Below are 15322 nucleotides of genomic sequence, written 5' to 3' on the forward strand. Positions count from 1 at the left end.
CGGGCCCGGTACCGCCGCGCGGCCGTCCGACCGACAGCGGATCGGGCGGCCGCGTCCCGTCTGTGGAGCACCCGACTGTGGGTTGCCTGTGAGTAAGGCAGTCCTGCCCACGGGGCCATGGCGCGCGTGTCCCCGATCACCCGATACTGCGAACTTTGGAGTCGTCTGTGTGCGGGTGGTGACGGATGCGGGGCATAACCGATACGCGCCTCCGCGTTGGCACGCAGTTCGCCTCACCGCGAACCGCAGGTCACCTGCCCCGTGAAGACTGCGGGGCGTGTCCTCACCCACCATCCGACGGGGCGGGGGGAACGGCGTGACCACCGACCGGGTGGCCCGACGCCGCTCCGTACCGCCGTCATCCCCCGAGTCCTGGTCCCGACGAGCCCGCCCCGGACGGGACACCCTGCTCGCCTGGGGGTTCCTCGGACCCTCCGTGGCGGTCTTCGCGCTCTTCCTGGTCTATCCGCTGGGGCGCACCGTCTACCTGTCGATGCACGGCAACGACATCATCGGTCAACCCAACCGCTTCGTCGGCCTGAGCCACTTCGCGGAGATGGCCTCGCCCGAGTTCGCCCAGGTCCTCCTCACGACACTGGTGTTCACCCTCGCCGTCGTCGTCCCCGGGATCATCGGTGCCCTCGCGATCGTCCTCCTCCTGGAAGGAGTCCTGGTCGGAGGAACCGGATCGGAGTCCTCCGCCGGCGGCCGCGGGGCACTCCAGAGGTTCCTGCGCGGCGCCTTCGCACTGCCCTTCGCGTTCTCCGTGGCCAGCGCCTCAGTGATCTTCGCGGTCTTCTACAGCCCGGGGAACAGCGTGCTCAACGGCGTCCTGTACCGCCTGGGCCTGGACCCGGTCCCGTGGCTGACCTCCCAGGAGATGGCCCTGTGGTCGGTCGCCCTCACCACGGTCTGGATGAACCTGGGGTACGGGGTCCTGGTGCTCGCCGCCGGAATCGGTGCGATCCCCCGGGAGGTCAACGAGGCCGCCCGTATCGACGGGGCCACCGGGCCGCGTCTGGCCTGGAACGTCACCGTCCCGCTGCTCGGACCCCAGCTCTTCTTCCTGGTGGTGATCTCCACCATCAACGCGCTCCAGAGCTTCGGGCAGATCCACATCCTCACCGCCGGTGGTCCGGTCGGTTCCACGACGACCCTGGTCTACTCCATCTACCAGGACGCCTTCGCGTACGGAACCAGCGACTTCGGCCGCGCCAGCGCCCAGGCGCTCGTCCTGCTGCTGGTGGTCCTGGTGTGCACCGCGATCCAGTTCGGCGCCGTCGAGCGGAAGGTGCACTACTCGTGATCCGCACGCCCGCCGCAGCCCGCGGCACCGCCGACCAACCCGTGCGCCCCCGGCAGCCGGGCGCCCGCACGCGCCACCGGCGCGGTCCCGGAGCCGTCCTCGGCCGGGTCCTGCTGTACTCCCTCCTGGCGGCACTCCTGCTCCCGGTGCTGTTCCCCGTGTACTACGTGTTCGTGGGAACCCTCATGGCACCGGGGGAACTGTCCACCTTCCCGCCCCGGCTGCTGCCCACCGGCGTCCACCCGGAGAACGTCCAGGGCGCGCTCGACGCGGTCCCGCTCCTGCGCATGTACACGAACTCGCTGGTCATGGCCGCGATCATCACGGCCTGCCAGTTGCTCACCTCGGCGCTGGCCGCGTACGCGTTCGTGTTCCTGCGTTTCCGGGGCAGCGCGGTCGTCTTCGCACTGTTCCTGTCCACACTGATGGTCCCCGCCGAGGCGACCTTCATCCCGAACTACCTCACCCTCACCGGGTGGGGGCTGGGCGACACCTACGCCGGACTGGTACTGCCCTTCCTCGCCTACGCCTTCGGCACGTTCCTGCTGCGCCAGAGCTTCAAACAGTTCCCCCGGGAGCTGTACGACGCCGCGCGCATCGACGGCATGGGACACCTCAGGTTCCTGTGGACCATCCTGCTGCCGTTGAGCAGGCCGGCCCTGACCGCCGTCGGCATGTACGTCTTCATCACCAGCTGGAACATGTACTTCTGGCCGCTGATCATCACCCGCAGCACCGAGATGCAGACCCTGCAGATCGGTCTGAACAGCCTCAAGGTGGGCGAGGCGGCCAACCCCGGCCTCGTCCTCGCGGGCGCCGCCCTGTCCGTCATCCCCACCCTCGCCCTCGTGGTCCTCGGGCAGCGCTTCATCGTCCGGGGCCTCACCGCCGGCGCGGTCAAGTAGGGCGCGACACACCCAGTGACACCTAGTGGAGACGAGAAACCATGAAGCGATCCCCCAGACGCCGCGGTGTTCGGGCCGCTGCGCTGCTCGCCGGCCTCGGCCTGCTCCTCAGCGCCTGTTCCGGTGACGGCGAAGGCGTCGGCGGAGACCTCACCGCCCCCGGTCCGGAGGTCCTGGACAACCTCGACGAGGCGGTCCAGGTCGAGTTCTGGCACAGCATGGACGCCACCAACGGCCAGGTGCTGGACGGGTTGATCGAGGAGTTCAACTCCCGGAACGAGGGCCGGGTACAGGTCACCGGATCCTTCCAGGGCGGCTACGACGAGGCCCTGGCCGGTCACCGCGCCGCCATCCAGCAGGGCGAGACCGCCGAACTGATCATGATCTACGACCTCGGCACGCAGTTCATGATCGACTCCGCCCAGACCGTGCCCGCGCAGTCCTTCGTCGACAAGGACGGCTACGACACCGCCCCCATCGAGGAGGCGCTGCTCAACTACTTCACGGTCGGTGGCGAACTGCGGTCGTTCCCCTTCAACAACTCCACCCCGCTGATGTACGTCAACCGGGACGCCTTCGAGGAGGCCGGGCTCGACCCGGACTCCCCGCCCGCCGACCTCGACGAGATCAGGGAGGCCGCCGAACAGCTCACCGTCACCGACGACGACGGCACCGTGGTCCAGTACGGGTTCGGCGCCGCCGTGTACGGGTGGTTCGTCGAGCAGTTCATGGCGCGCGCGTCCGTGCCGTACTGCGACAACGCCAACGGCCGTGACGGCCGCGCCACCGAGGTGCTCTTCGACGACCCCAAGGTCGTCGAGCTCGTCGAATGGTGGGAGCAGATGATCGAGGACGACCTGGCGGTCCAGATCGGCCGAAACACCGACGACGGTCAGGCCGCGTTCACCTCCGGCCGCGCCGCGATGACCCTGGAGTCCACCGGTTCGCTGGGCGGGTTCATCGAGCAGTCCGACTTCGAGGTCGGAGCCGGCTACTTCCCGCTGATCAGCGCGGACGATCCGGGCGGCTCCATCATCGGCGGCGCCTCGCTGTGGATCAACGGTGAGGGCCACACCCCCGAGGAGATCCGCGGCTCCTGGGAGTTCGTCCAGTTCCTGCTGACCCCCGAGTCCCAGTCGGTCTGGCACGCGGGGACCGGGTACCTGGCGGTCAACACCGAGGGCTACGACGGCCCGGAGGCCACCGAGCGCGCCGAGGAGTTCCCGCAGTTCTCCGTGGCGGCCGACCAGCTTGCGGACTCCGAGATCAACGAGAACACCGCGGGCTGCATGATGGGCGTGATGTCCGAGGCCCGCGTCGCCGCGGAGGAGGGCTGGGAGGAAGCCCTGACCAGTGACGTCCCCGCCGAGCAGGCCATGTCCGAAGCGGCCGACGGCGTGGCCCGCACCATCGGGGAGTACAACGAGTCGGTGGGCGACTGATCGACCTGAGGCAGGCGGTGCGCGGGGCCGCGGTGGTGTTCCACGGCGGCCCCCTCTCCGTCCGTCGGTTCAGGCGAGGAGGATGTCGTCGCCCTCGACCCGGATCGGGATCTCCTCCAGAGGGCTCTGCGCCGGGCCCTCGACGGGGGATCCGTCCTCGACGGAGAAGCGGCTTCCGTGGCAGGGGCACTGGATCTGCCCGTCGGCCACCTGGTCGACCGGGCAGCCCTCGTGGGTGCAGCTGGTGGAGAAGGCCCGGAAGATGCCCTCCTCGGGCTGGGTGAGGACCACCTCGTGCTCGCTGAGAATGGTGCCGCCCCCCACGGGGACCTCGTCTGTGGCGGCGACCGGCGCCTCGGTGTCGCCCGCTTCCCCGCCCCCGGTGTCGTTCCCGCCGTCCGTCGCGGCCCCGCCGTCGGCGCCTCCGCCGCAGGCGGTGACCACCCCCACCAGGGCCCCGCCCCCGGCGGCCCCGAACACGGAGCGCCGGGTCACCTCCGACAGGACGGTCTCGGAACGCGTGTCACGGCAGTCGCACATGCGGCCTCACTCTCTCGCCCGGCGCGGAGCGGGGCGGACTCGCGTGCGGGGACCTGGGCCCCGCACGGGCGGCGGACGGCCCCGTCCGACAGGGGCCGGTTTCCATGGAACACGGCGCAGACCCCCCGTGTCCGGGAAATCCGCCGACGTGTCCGCTCCGGGGCCACCTCGGTGACGGCACGGCGGCGGACCGGACCCTAGGGGTGGACCCAGCCGTTGGCCTCGCAACCCTGGAGGTCCAGGGTCTGCTGCTGCATCACGGGTGCGGTCTCGCCCTCGCCGGGGCAGTTCACGTGCCCGTGGCCCAGGGTGTGGCCGACCTCGTGGTTGATCAGGTAGATCCGGTAGGTCTCCAGGTCGTCGTCGAAGTGCTCGACCCCCGACACCCAGCGGTTCTGGTTGATGATGGCGCGGTTGCCGTTGGCGCAGGAGACGAACCCGTTGGTGTTCAGCGGGGCGCACATGCGGTCGACCGTGTCCGGAGCGGCGAGCAGGACCCGGATGTCGGCGTCGTCGCCGTCCACCCGTTGGAACGACCGGTCTCCGTCGTTGCCCCAGCTGCGGGGGTCGCCCAGGATCTCCTCGACGGCGTCCACGAAGTCCTCGTCCTCGCCGGGCAGCCCCTCCTCGACCTCCACCGCGAAGGTGGTCAGCGGGCCCTCGCCCATGACCTCGCTCTCGTCGTCCACCACGCGGATCTCGCCGTCGGCGGAGTCGACCTCCTCCTCCACCGAGCGCAGCAGCACCGGGGTCTCCTCCTCCGCCGACGAGGGACTGGGGGAGGGGCTGCCCGGGTCCGCGGCGGCCCCGGCGGCCGACTCCTCCCCCGTGGCGGGGTGTCCGCGACCGCTCTCGTCGGGGATCCCGTCGCTGACCGGGCCGGTGGCCGAGGTCTCCGCCGGGGACCCCGGGGCGGTGTCGGTTTCGGGCACGCTGACCATCAGTACGGCGGAGGCACCCGAGACCAGACACAGGCCCAGGGCGAGGCCCATGGGGTACCTGCGGCGCCGACGGTGCTTGGCGCGGGGAGCGGAAGCGGGCACGAGGCTCAACCTCTCGACAGTGGACGGTGGTACCGCCGGCCCGGGTACGGGAGGCTGTGCCTCCGCCCCCTTCCGGCGGCCGTGGGGCCGCTCCGGCCAGGGCGGCCGGTGGAGGCGACCCCACGGGATGACCGGATGTCATGGCGGTCACCCTGGGCGGTGTCTCCGCTCACCTGGGAGCGGTGCCGCCTACCCCCGGAACGGCGGCTCCCGGGGGCTCGGTGCAACGAACCCCAGCATGCCAGAGATCGCCCCCGTGGCGGGCCAGGCGGCGCCCCGGGAAATGAGGGTGTGTCCCGGCTTCGGGCGTTTGTCGTGGCCCTCCGGCCCCCCGTCGCGCCCCGGGCCCGTCCCGGTGGGTGGCCGCGCGCCGTCCCCGCCCGGGTCCGGTCGCGCCCTTCGCGCCGTTACGCTGCACACGGCAAGAGCGAGTCAAGCAGGGCTGCTGGGAGGCATCAGGTGCGTATCGCACGGTTCGCGGCCGGTGACGAGGTCGGTTTCGGCCTGGTCGAGACGGAGACGGACAGCGGGGAGGAGTTCGTCGCGCGGTTGACGGGCCACCCGCTGTTGGGGGACATCAAGCTGACCGGTGAGCGGGCCAAGCTCTCCGACGTGCGGCTGCTGTCGCCGGTCCTGCCCACCAAGGTGGTGTGCATCGGCAAGAACTACGCCGACCACGTCGCGGAGATGAAGGACATCACGGGGGAGTCCACCGACGAACCGGTCGTCTTCCTCAAGCCGTCCACCGCGGTCACCGGGCCGGCCGACCCGGTCTTCTACCCCTCGGTCTCCGAGCGGGTCGACTTCGAGGGCGAGATGGCGATCGTCATCTCCCGGCCCTGCCGCGAGGTCCCCCGGGAGCGCGCCAAGGACGTGATCCTGGGCTACACGGTGGCCAACGACGTCACCGCCCGCGACCTCCAGAAGACGGACAAACAGTGGACGCGGGCCAAGGGCTTCGACTCCTTCTGCCCGATCGGGCCGTGGATCACCACCGGCCTGAGCATCGAGGAGGCCCAGGACCTGGCGGTCACCACGACCGTGGACGGCCAGACGCGCCAGGAGGGGCGTACGTCACAGTTCCTCCACGACATCCCGGGCATCATCTCCTACGTCACCTCCTTCATGACACTGCTCCCGGGCGACGTGGTCCTGACCGGCACACCCGCCGGTGTGGGCCCCGTCGAGGTCGGCCAGGAGGTCGCCGTTACCGTGGAGCGCCTGGGCACCATCCGCAACAGGGTGGTCGCCCGGGACTGAGCCCGGCCGACCGTGCGCGGGCGCTTCCGCGCACGGTCCGTTCCGGGCCCGGCCCGCACCACACCGCACCACGGAAGGTCCACCCGTTGCCCGCACTCAGCCGCCTCCCACGACCCGCTCTCTACGCGGGCGTGTGCACTCTGGTCCTGGCACTGGTGGGGTACGGGCTGTGGATGTTCACCAGGGTCGACCCGGCGTCCCCGGGCCCCTCCGCAGATCCCGGCCCGGACTCCGAGAACACCGGCCGGACACAGGTACGCGTGATGCTGGCGGGGGACTCCATGACCCACGGCTCCGACGGTGACCGGACCTGGCGCTTCCACCTGTGGAACCACCTTCAGCCCCACGTGGAGGGATTGGACTTCGTCGGGCCCTTCACCTCGCCCGCCACCCCCGAACAGATCATCCCGCCTGAGCTCACCGGCGGTGAACCCGATGACGGCGACCCTGACGAGGTCGACTACCGGGACCCGGACTTCGACCAGGACCACAACGCCCGCTGGGGCCGGACCCTGGCCGACGCCGCCACCACGATCGAGGATGACGTCCGGACGCACCGGCCGGACGTGCTGTGCGCCATGATCGGCCTCAACGACCTGCTGTTCCCGGTCTCCGCCGAGGAGATGGAACAGCTGCTGCGGGACTACGTCGGGGGCGCCCGGGAGGCCAACCCGGAGATCCGGATCCTCCTCGCCCGCGCGCTGCCCATCGCCCGGGCGGACGAGGACGAGGGTTTCGCCCTGCGGGTGTACGCGTACAACGAGATGCTCCGTACCGTGGCGGAGGACATGTCCACGGAGCAGTCCCCGGTCGTCAGCTTCGACCTGGGCTGGGCCGAGGACTGGGACGTCGCCTCGGACACCTACGACGGCACCCACCCCACAGACAGCGGGGAGCTGAAGATCGCCGCGGGTTTCGCCGACGCCCTCTCCCGCGAGTTCGGTCTGGGCCCGGCCTATCCGAGGCCGCTGCCGACCAGTACCTGACCGGCGGTCCCGGTGCCCGGGTCGCCCCGGGCGCCGCTGACCCCCCGCCCGCTCCGGGACTTACCACAGGTCATCCCGGGCCACCGATACCCTGGGGTCCGTGACTGAGACTCCGATTCGTACCCGCTTCGCCCCGTCCCCCACGGGCATGTTCCACGTCGGTGGCGCCCGCTCCGCGCTCTTCAACTGGGCGCTGGCCCAACAGCAGCCCGAGGGCCGCATGGTCCTGCGCATCGAGGACACCGACGCCGCCCGCAACCGTCCCGAGTGGACCGACGGCATCATCCGCGCGATGTCCTGGATCGGCATCGACGAGGCCGACCCGCACTTCGAGGGCCCGTACTTCCAGTCGGCCTACGTGGACAAACACCGCGAGACCGCCCAGGAGCTGTACCGCTCCGGTCGCGCCTACTACTGCGACTGCACCCGCGAACAGGTGCAGGAGCGCCGCGACAACCCGAACCTGGGCTATGACGGCTTCTGCCGCGACCGCGGTCTGGAGCCGGGCCCGGGCCGCGCGCTGCGCTTCCGCGTTCCCGAAGGCGGGCCCACGGTCGTGCGCGACCAGGTCCGCGGCGACGTGGAGTTCGACCACGCCTCGATCGAGGACTTCGTGATCGCCCGCGCCGACGGCTCCCCGCTGTTCGTCCTGGCCAACGTGCTCGACGACGTCGAGATGCGGATCACCCACGTCATCCGCGGCGAGGAGCACCTGTCCAACACCCCCAAACAGCAGCTGCTGTGGGAGGCGCTGGACCTGGCCCCGCCGGTGTGGGCGCACCTGCCCGTCATCGTCAACGAACAGCGCAAGAAGCTGTCCAAGCGCCGCGACAAGGTTGCCCTGGAGTCCTACCAGGAGGAGGGCTACCTCGCCGAGGCGATGGTCAACTACCTGATGCTGCTGGGCTGGGCGCCGGGCGAGGACCGCGAGATCATGCCGTGGTCCGAGATGATGCCGCTGTTCCGCATCCAGGACGTCAACAGCTCCAGCGCCTTCTTCGACGAGAAGAAGCTGCGGGCCTTCAACGGCGAGTACATCCGTCAGTTGAGCGTCGAGGACTTCATCGAGCGCTGCCAGCCGTGGCTGACCGGCCAGGGCACCCCCTGGGACGCCGCCGACTACGACCCCGCGGTCTTCGCCGCCGTGGCTCCGCTGGCCCAGAGCCGGGTGGCGGTGCTCAGCGAGATCGTCCCGAACGTGGACTTCCTGTTCCTGCGGGAGCCGGTGGAGGACGAGAAGAGCTGGCGCAAGGCGATGAAGCCGGGCGTCGGCAGGGAGATGGTGGAGGCCGCCCTGGCGCGCTTCGCCGACCCCGCACTGGAGTGGACCGCGGACTCCCTCAAGGACGCCACCGAGGAGACCGGGGCCGCGCTCGGACTGAAGCTCGGCAAGGCACAGGCACCGGTGCGCGTGGCCGTCACCGGGCGGACCGTGGGGCTACCGCTGTTCGAGTCCCTGGAGCTGCTGGGCCGCGAACGCGTCCAGACGCGTCTGGAGGCCGCCCTGGAGCGTCTGCGCGCCGAGGAGAAGGCCGCGGACGAGGGCTGACCCGGTCGGGGTGGCCGGCTGTGGGCGCGGCCACCCCGATTCCGGTTCGCGAGTACTCAGAATGTCCGCTAGAGTTAAACACGTCGCCGAGGGGGACCGGGAAGCGAAGAGCTGCCAAGTCCTCCGAAAGCATTGGCCTATGGTGTAATCGGCAGCACGACTGATTCTGGTTCAGTTAGTCTAGGTTCGAGTCCTGGTAGGCCAGCGCATGACCGTGGTTCGCCACGGTCGGCACGGGTCTTCGACCCAGGTGCGCCCCCGTCGTCTAGTGGCCTAGGACGCCGCCCTCTCAAGGCGGTAACGGCGGTTCGAATCCGCTCGGGGGTACCAACGGGAAGTCGCTTCCACACCGTGGGAGCTTTCTTTCTGGCCGGTGCATGTCACCGGTGTCCGGTTCGGGTGGGTATCGCGGTTTCGCGATCCGGCCCGGGTCGAAGGTCCTCTGTTGACCGAACAGGCCCCCGTCGTCTAGTGGCCTAGGACGCCGCCCTCTCAAGGCGGTAACGGCGGTTCGAATCCGCTCGGGGGTACGAGAAGTACGTGAGGAAGGCCCCACCCGAACCGGGTGGGGCCTTCTGCGTTTCCAGGAGCCGGCGGGCCCTCGGATGTCGCTGGGGCCGGTTCGGGAGGCCGTGGCGCCCGAAACCGACCAAACCCCGGTGATCTTGCTACCAGGGGCAACTTCGGCGCCGAAATTGCCCCTGGTAGCAAGATCACGGCGAAAAATTCGGCCCGCTCACCGGTCTCAGCCCGTCTGGGCGACCAGCCGGTCCAATTCCTCCTTCGGCCCGCCCGCCGAGACCAGCATGGCGACCAGCTGGTCGAGCAGCCAGTCCGCCAGCTCGTCGCGGGACATCTCCCGCTCGCGCAGCCAGAACATCACCGCGGTCTCCACCGCCGCCACCCAGCAGCGAAGGGCCATCAGCAGCCGGGGAGAGGGGTCCTCGACGCCCACCCGCCGCAGAATCAGGTTCCGCACGCCCTGGCGGACCCGGTCGATCTCCGCTTCGGTCTCCTCCGTGGCCACCATCGAGCCGCCGTTCAGCAGGGCGGCGTAGGAGGGCGAGTAGGAGTCCGCGAAGTCGACGAAGGTACGCAGGGCCAGCCGCAGCTGCTCCAGCGGGGGCAGGTCCTCGGGCGGGGCCAGCCGCGGCAGGAGCTCGGACACGGCCTGCTCCAGCGCGGCCCTGCGCAACTCCGCCATGTTGGGGAAGTAGCGGTAGACCAGGGCTCGGGAGACGTCGGCCTCCTCGGCGATCTCCTCCGGGGTGACGTCACCGGGCGGGCGCCGCGCGAACACGCGCAGCGCCGTCCTGATCAGGTCCTCGCGGCGTTCGTGCGGAGCCATGCGGCGTGGCCGCCGTCCGGTTCCCGACGGGTGCGCCGGGACCGCCGGACCCGTCACCCGCGCCTGGTGACGGTCGGCCCTGTGGGACACCACCGTTGTCGTAACCTCCCGAGCCCTCTCTGCCTGCTCCTGGCTGTTCCTCCTCCGAAACTACCGCCTCGGGGAAGCGCTCACAGGTCCAGCACGATCCGCTCGTCCTCCTCGGCGCGGGAGACGCACAGGGCGAACTCCCCGCCGCGCGGCGAGCCGCCGGTGGGCCGGTCGCGGTGGTCCGGGGTGCCCGCCAGCAGGCCCACTCGGCAGGTGCCGCAGAAGCCCTGACGGCACGAGTAGGCGGTCTCCGGCCGTACCCGACGCACGACGTCCAGTACCGACTCGTCCTCCGGCACGGTGAGCACCGGGCCGGAGCGGCCCAGTTGCACCTCGAACCTGCGGCCGTCCACGACGGGGGCCGGGGAGAAGCGTTCGGAGAAGAACGGGGTCCCCCCGGGGACCCGCCTCCGGAGGGCGTTGATCAGCGGTGCCGGGCCGCACACGTACACGGCCGTGCCCGGGGTGAACCCGGTGAGGAGCTCGTCGGCGTCCGGGACCCCGTACTCGTCGTCGGGGCGCACGAACACGTCCGCGTCCTCGGGGAGCTCGTCCCGGAACGGCATGCTCTCCCGGTCGCGGCCGGTGTAGACGAGCCGGAACTGTCGGCCCGCGGCATGCGCGGCCCGGACCATCGGCAGGATGGGTGTGATCCCGATGCCGCCCGCCACGAACAGGTACCGGTCGGCCCGGGAGAAGGGGAAGGCGTTGCGCGGCCCGCGCAGCCCGACCGTGTCCCCCGCGGCGAGTCCGTGCACCAGCCTCGATCCGGTGCCGCCCTCGATCCGGCGGACCGCGATCCGGTAGCCGGACCGGTCCGCCGGGTCGCCGGTGAGCGAGTACTGCCGCACCACGCCGCCGCCCAGCACCACGTCCACGTGGTGGCCGGGCTGCCAGGGGGGAAGCACGGTGCCGGGGACGGCGGGGACGAGGGTGAGGGCCGCGACGTCCGGCGCGGGGTGTTCCACGGTGGCGACCCGGACCGCCAGGTCGCCTGCGGGCTCCGGGGACGGGTGGCCCGGCCGCCACCGCGAGGTGAGCGGTTCGAGCCGCGCCGCCAGCCCCTCCAGGGCCAGCATGAACCGGTCCGGCTGACCGCCGCGGCCGAACAGGGCGACCGGGGGACGCGGGTTCGCGTAGTACTCGGCGCTGTGCCTGACCCCTTCGCTCCCGCCGGTCACCGGGGGCCCTCCTGCCGGGCGGCCTCCTGCTCGGCGGCCTCGGCGGCCCGCGCGGCGGGGGAGACCGCCAGGTAGGCGACGGCCTGGCTGGTGGAGCCGTGGTGCGAGGGGTGGTACCTGCGGCGCAGGTACTCGGGGACGGCCCGGGCCAGGCGGCCCAGGTGCGGGACGAGCCCCCGCCTCCCGTCCCGGAGCGCCCAGGAGACCCTGGGGCGGCGGCCCCCGATCCTGCCCTTCAGATAGGGGTCGTTGGCTATGAGGAACCGGACCCCGCGCACCCACAGGGACGCCAGGGCCACGGCGGCCACCCCCATCGCGAGGGCGCGGCGCGGGTACCCGCCGTCCAGATGCGTGTACAGGTCGTAGGCGACCGCGCGGTGCTCGACCTCCTCGGCGCCGTGCCAGCGCAGCAGGTCCAGCATGGTGGGGTCGGTGCCGGCCTCGTCGAGCCGGTCGGCGTCCAGCACCCACTGGCCCAGGACGGCCGTGTAGTGCTCGATCCCGGCGATGACCGCGAGCCGCATCCGCAGCCAGGCGAACTCGCGGGCGCCGGAGAGTTCGCGGTCGCCGAGCACCACGCGGAACAGCCAGGCGATCTGTTCCACGTAGGGGCGTGGGTCCAATCCGTGCGCGTCCATGTGGTCGAGGACTCCCGCGTGCGCCTCCGCGTGTACGGCCTCCTGGCCGATGAAGCCGAGGACCTGTTCGCGGAGTTCGTCGTCGGTGACGTACGGGACGGCCTGCTTGAAGACCTCCACGAACCAGCGTTCACCCTCGGGCAGCAGCAGGTGCAGCACGTTGATGACGTGGGTGGCGAAGGGTTCGTTCGGGATCCAGTGCAGGTCCAGCGTGCTCCAGTCGAACTGGACGTCGCGGGCGTGTAGGACGAGGCGGTCGGGTTCGTCCACGGCGGGTCCGGGGACGGGGGAGTGGTCGCTGCTCATGGTCGGCCTCCTGGATGGGAGCGAGGGGGTGGGGCGGGGGGTGCCCGGGGTGAGGGGTGTCACAGGGGCGGGGCGAGGCGGGCGTAGCCGCGGATCGCGGCGGGGGAGAGCCGGGACAGGGCCAGGCCGATGTGCGCCTCGCTGGTCACCGGAACGATCTCTGGGGCGGACTCGAGGGCGTCGGCGATCCGCCGGGCCGCCTTCTCCGGGGTGTAGCCGCGCAGCCGGTACAGCCGGTTGAGTCTGTCCTTGGTGCCGGACACCTCGCCCAGGCCGGAGACACGGGCGTTGGCGATGATCCCGGTGTTGATCAGGCCCGGGCAGACCGCGGTGACGCTGACGCCCCTCCCGGCGAGCTCTCCGCGCAGGGAGCGGCTCAGCCCCAGCACGGCGGCCTTGGTGGCCGAGTAGGCGCCGTACAGGCGGGAGGGCAGGAAGGACGCGGCGGAGGCCGTGTTGACGATCCGGCCGCCGCCTCCGCTCTCGACCATCATCGGGGCGAAGGCGCGGACGCCGTTGACGACGCCCCACAGGTTGACGTCGACGACCCGTTCCAGGTCCTCGGTGGTGGCCTCCAGGAAGGGGCCTGCCACGCCGATCCCGGCGTTGTTGACGACCATGTCGGGGACTCCGTACTCCTCGCGCACCCACGCGGCGAGCCCGTCCACGGCGGCGGCGTCGGTGACGTCCACCCGCTGGGCGCGGGCACCGGGTGTGATCATGGCGCAGAGTTCGGCGGTGCGCTCGGCGGCGGGCGCGTCGATGTCCACCGCGACGATCCGCGCCCCTCGTTCGGCGAGCTCGAAGGCCAGACACCGGCCGATGCCGCTGCCGGCCCCGGTGATCACGGCGACCTGTCCGGCGAAGGCGCCGCCGTGGCGTCGGGCCTGTTGCGCGGTGAGGTTGCGGACCGGTCGCGGGGCGCCGGACTCGATCTCCCCGACGAGGGCGCGGACGCGGCGGGCGACGGGGCCGGGCCGTGAGCGCAGGGACCAGTGGCCGCCCTGGAAGCGGTGGAAGCGGAAGTCGTCCGCCCAGCGCCCGGCGTTGGACTGGACCTGGTCGACCATGAACGCGTCGTGGGTGGGGGCCAGGACCTGGACCGGAACGCCGGTGCGGCGCCCGGCGGGCCGGGTGAAGCGGCGGAACATGTTGGCGCGGTACAGGGAGAGCCCGTTGAGGTAGTCGCGGGTGGCGCGCCGGGCGGGCACGCGGTGGCCGCCGCCGATGCGTTCCAGGCCGGCCAAGGCGGCGCCGCCGATCCCGGTGAGCCAGGCGGCCTCGGGCAGGCCGGGGGTGCCGAAGAAACCGATGTAGCTGGAGCGGACGGCCTGGCGCAGGACGTTGCGGAGGCCGTCGGGGGCCTTGCGGAGCCAGTGCCCGGCGTGGTCCAGGTCGGGCCCGGAGACCGAGGTGAAGGAGGCGAAGCGGTGGGCGTGCCCCGGTTCGGTGACGGCGTGCCAGGTCTGGATGGAGCCCCAGTCGTGGGCGACCAGGTGCACGGGCCGGTCCGGGCTGACGGCGTCCGCGACCGTGCGCAGGTCATCGGCGAGTTGGCCCAGCAGGTAGCCGGAGCGGTCCTCGGGGGCGGTGGAGCGTCCGGCGCCCCGGACGTCGTAGGTGACCACGTGGTGGTCGGCGGAGAGCTCGCCGACGAGGGCGTCCCAGACGGTGGCGTTGTCCGGGTAGCCGTGCACGAGGACGAGGGTGGGCCCGGCCCTGTCGCCGGCGGAGTAGACGGCCAGGCGCTGGCCGTCGGTGGCGGTCACGTAGCGGTGTGGTCCGGTGGTCATGCGGTCGCGGTCTCCTCGCTGGTGCCGACGCCGACCGGGGAGCGGGTTCCCCAGCGGCGCACGTGGGGCAGGTCCTCGTCGAGCCAGTGGGCGTCATCGGAGGTGACGACGAGGATCTCCTCGAACTTCACCCCCATGTCGCGGAAGCCGATGTGGGGTTCCACCGCCCACAGGCCGGGGGTGGCGGGGTGGGCGGAGATGTCGCCGTCCGCCCACAGGGGGGAGCGGTGGTGCATGCGCTCGACGAGGAGGTCGCCGAACAGGGTCTGCAGGGAGCGGATCCCGAAGCCCGCGACGATCGCCCTGGGCAGACGGGACTCGACCCTGCCGACCTGGTGGGCGATCACCCGTCCGGGGTAGACCCGGTGCCGGTTGTCATAGCCCTGTTCACGGATGAGGGCGTCGACCGCGCGGTAGACGTCCTGGAGGGTGTGGCCCTCGCGCACCTTCTCCACGATGAGGCCTCGGTGTGCCCGCAGGTCGTCCATCAGGCGGTCGTGCAGGGGGTTCTCGCCGAGGTATCCGGAGTAGCCGATGTCGGCGACGTAGCCGTCGCGTACCGGCGCGCAGTCGAGGATGAAGGGCATGCCCTCCTCCAGCCTGCGTCCGGTCGGGAAGAACTGGAGGGGGACGCGGAAGTTGCGGAAGGCGGTGCGGTCGCCGAACCACGCGAAAGGGGTGTGGAACCAGTCCTGGACCCCGCGCGCCTCCAGGTGTTCGCGGATGCGCCGGGCGGCCTCGCGTTCGGTCACGCCGGGTTCGAGGGTGGCGGCCACGTCGTCGGCGGCCTGGTAGGCGAGCTGTTGGAGCTCACGGAAGGCGTCGAGCTCAGCCCCGGAGGATGTGTCTCCGGTCACTTTCTTGTGAGACATGTTGTCATGTTAGACAAGCTGTCAGTAAGTGTCCACGGTCGGGGTCGGGTTTTCACGGGGGCC

General features: G+C 71.3%; 13 protein-coding genes and 3 tRNA genes. 9 read left to right on the top strand and 7 right to left on the bottom strand.

Annotated features, from left to right (window positions below; translation table 11 throughout):
- The first annotated feature begins 316 nt into the window (after positions 1 to 316).
- From ACUKCB_RS26325 to ACUKCB_RS26335, 3 genes are read left to right on the top strand one after another with little or no spacing between them, the layout of a single operon-like run.
- Positions 317 to 1306, top strand: a complete 990-nt coding sequence (locus tag ACUKCB_RS26325; protein ID WP_473041148.1) for a carbohydrate ABC transporter permease — start codon at positions 317 to 319, stop codon at positions 1304 to 1306.
- Positions 1306 to 2211, top strand: coding sequence for a carbohydrate ABC transporter permease (locus tag ACUKCB_RS26330; protein WP_473041149.1), 906 nt, complete (start codon positions 1306 to 1308; stop codon positions 2209 to 2211). Before ACUKCB_RS26325 ends, ACUKCB_RS26330 begins: the two co-directional genes overlap by 1 nt.
- A gap of 41 nt (positions 2212 to 2252) precedes the next feature.
- Positions 2253 to 3653 carry an ABC transporter substrate-binding protein gene (locus ACUKCB_RS26335; protein WP_473038226.1) on the top strand — a complete coding sequence of 467 codons (1401 nt, stop codon included), beginning with the start codon at positions 2253 to 2255 and terminating at the stop codon, positions 3651 to 3653.
- 69 nt (positions 3654 to 3722) lie between these two features.
- Here ACUKCB_RS26335 and ACUKCB_RS26340 read toward each other — a convergent pair whose 3' ends face one another.
- Positions 3723 to 4193 (bottom strand): Rieske (2Fe-2S) protein, encoded by a 471-nt coding sequence (locus tag ACUKCB_RS26340; protein WP_473038227.1) that lies wholly within the window; start codon positions 4191 to 4193, stop codon positions 3723 to 3725.
- Positions 4194 to 4390: 197 nt separating this feature from the next.
- Entirely contained in the window at positions 4391 to 5185 is a 795-nt protein-coding gene (locus ACUKCB_RS26345; RefSeq protein WP_473041150.1) for a DUF3152 domain-containing protein, read from the bottom strand.
- Positions 5186 to 5695: 510 nt separating this feature from the next.
- On the opposite strand from ACUKCB_RS26345, the gene ACUKCB_RS26350 reads away from it, so the two are divergent.
- The 6 genes from ACUKCB_RS26350 to ACUKCB_RS26375 all read left to right on the top strand — a co-directional run bounded on the left by ACUKCB_RS26350 (position 5696) and on the right by ACUKCB_RS26375 (position 9561).
- Positions 5696 to 6496 (top strand): fumarylacetoacetate hydrolase family protein, encoded by an 801-nt coding sequence (locus ACUKCB_RS26350; RefSeq protein WP_473038228.1) that lies wholly within the window; start codon positions 5696 to 5698, stop codon positions 6494 to 6496.
- 86 nt (positions 6497 to 6582) lie between these two features.
- Positions 6583 to 7482 (top strand): GDSL-type esterase/lipase family protein, encoded by a 900-nt coding sequence (locus ACUKCB_RS26355; RefSeq protein ID WP_473038229.1) that lies wholly within the window; start codon positions 6583 to 6585, stop codon positions 7480 to 7482.
- Positions 7483 to 7582: 100 nt separating this feature from the next.
- Positions 7583 to 9031: a glutamate--tRNA ligase gene (gltX, locus tag ACUKCB_RS26360; protein WP_473038230.1), complete on the top strand. Its 1449-nt coding sequence runs from the start codon at positions 7583 to 7585 to the stop codon at positions 9029 to 9031.
- Positions 9032 to 9164: 133 nt separating this feature from the next.
- Positions 9165 to 9236: transfer RNA gene (locus ACUKCB_RS26365), tRNA-Gln, on the top strand.
- 49 nt (positions 9237 to 9285) lie between these two features.
- Positions 9286 to 9361: transfer RNA gene (locus tag ACUKCB_RS26370), tRNA-Glu, on the top strand.
- A 127-nt stretch (positions 9362 to 9488) separates the two neighbouring features.
- Positions 9489 to 9561, top strand: a tRNA-Glu gene (locus ACUKCB_RS26375).
- A gap of 215 nt (positions 9562 to 9776) precedes the next feature.
- Here ACUKCB_RS26375 and ACUKCB_RS26380 read toward each other — a convergent pair.
- The 5 genes from ACUKCB_RS26380 to ACUKCB_RS26400 all read right to left on the bottom strand — a co-directional run bounded on the left by ACUKCB_RS26380 (position 9777) and on the right by ACUKCB_RS26400 (position 15259).
- A complete protein-coding gene (locus ACUKCB_RS26380; RefSeq protein ID WP_473038231.1) occupies positions 9777 to 10379 on the bottom strand; it encodes a TetR/AcrR family transcriptional regulator in 603 nt (200 codons plus the stop codon).
- A gap of 170 nt (positions 10380 to 10549) precedes the next feature.
- Positions 10550 to 11650: a PDR/VanB family oxidoreductase gene (locus tag ACUKCB_RS26385; protein ID WP_473038232.1), complete on the bottom strand. Its 1101-nt coding sequence runs from the start codon at positions 11648 to 11650 to the stop codon at positions 10550 to 10552.
- Complete coding sequence (locus tag ACUKCB_RS26390; RefSeq protein ID WP_473038233.1) at positions 11647 to 12594, bottom strand: metal-dependent hydrolase; 948 nt, start codon at positions 12592 to 12594, stop codon at positions 11647 to 11649. The genes ACUKCB_RS26385 and ACUKCB_RS26390 overlap by 4 nt, the downstream gene beginning before the upstream one ends.
- A gap of 59 nt (positions 12595 to 12653) precedes the next feature.
- On the bottom strand, positions 12654 to 14387 hold the full coding sequence (locus ACUKCB_RS26395) for an SDR family oxidoreductase (protein ID WP_473038234.1): 1734 nt from the start codon (positions 14385 to 14387) through the stop codon (positions 12654 to 12656).
- Positions 14384 to 15259 (bottom strand): M24 family metallopeptidase, encoded by an 876-nt coding sequence (locus tag ACUKCB_RS26400; RefSeq protein WP_473038235.1) that lies wholly within the window; start codon positions 15257 to 15259, stop codon positions 14384 to 14386. Before ACUKCB_RS26400 ends, ACUKCB_RS26395 begins: the two co-directional genes overlap by 4 nt.
- Between the last annotated feature and the right edge of the window lie 63 nt (positions 15260 to 15322).

It is taken from the genome of Nocardiopsis moroccensis, assembly GCF_055763695.1.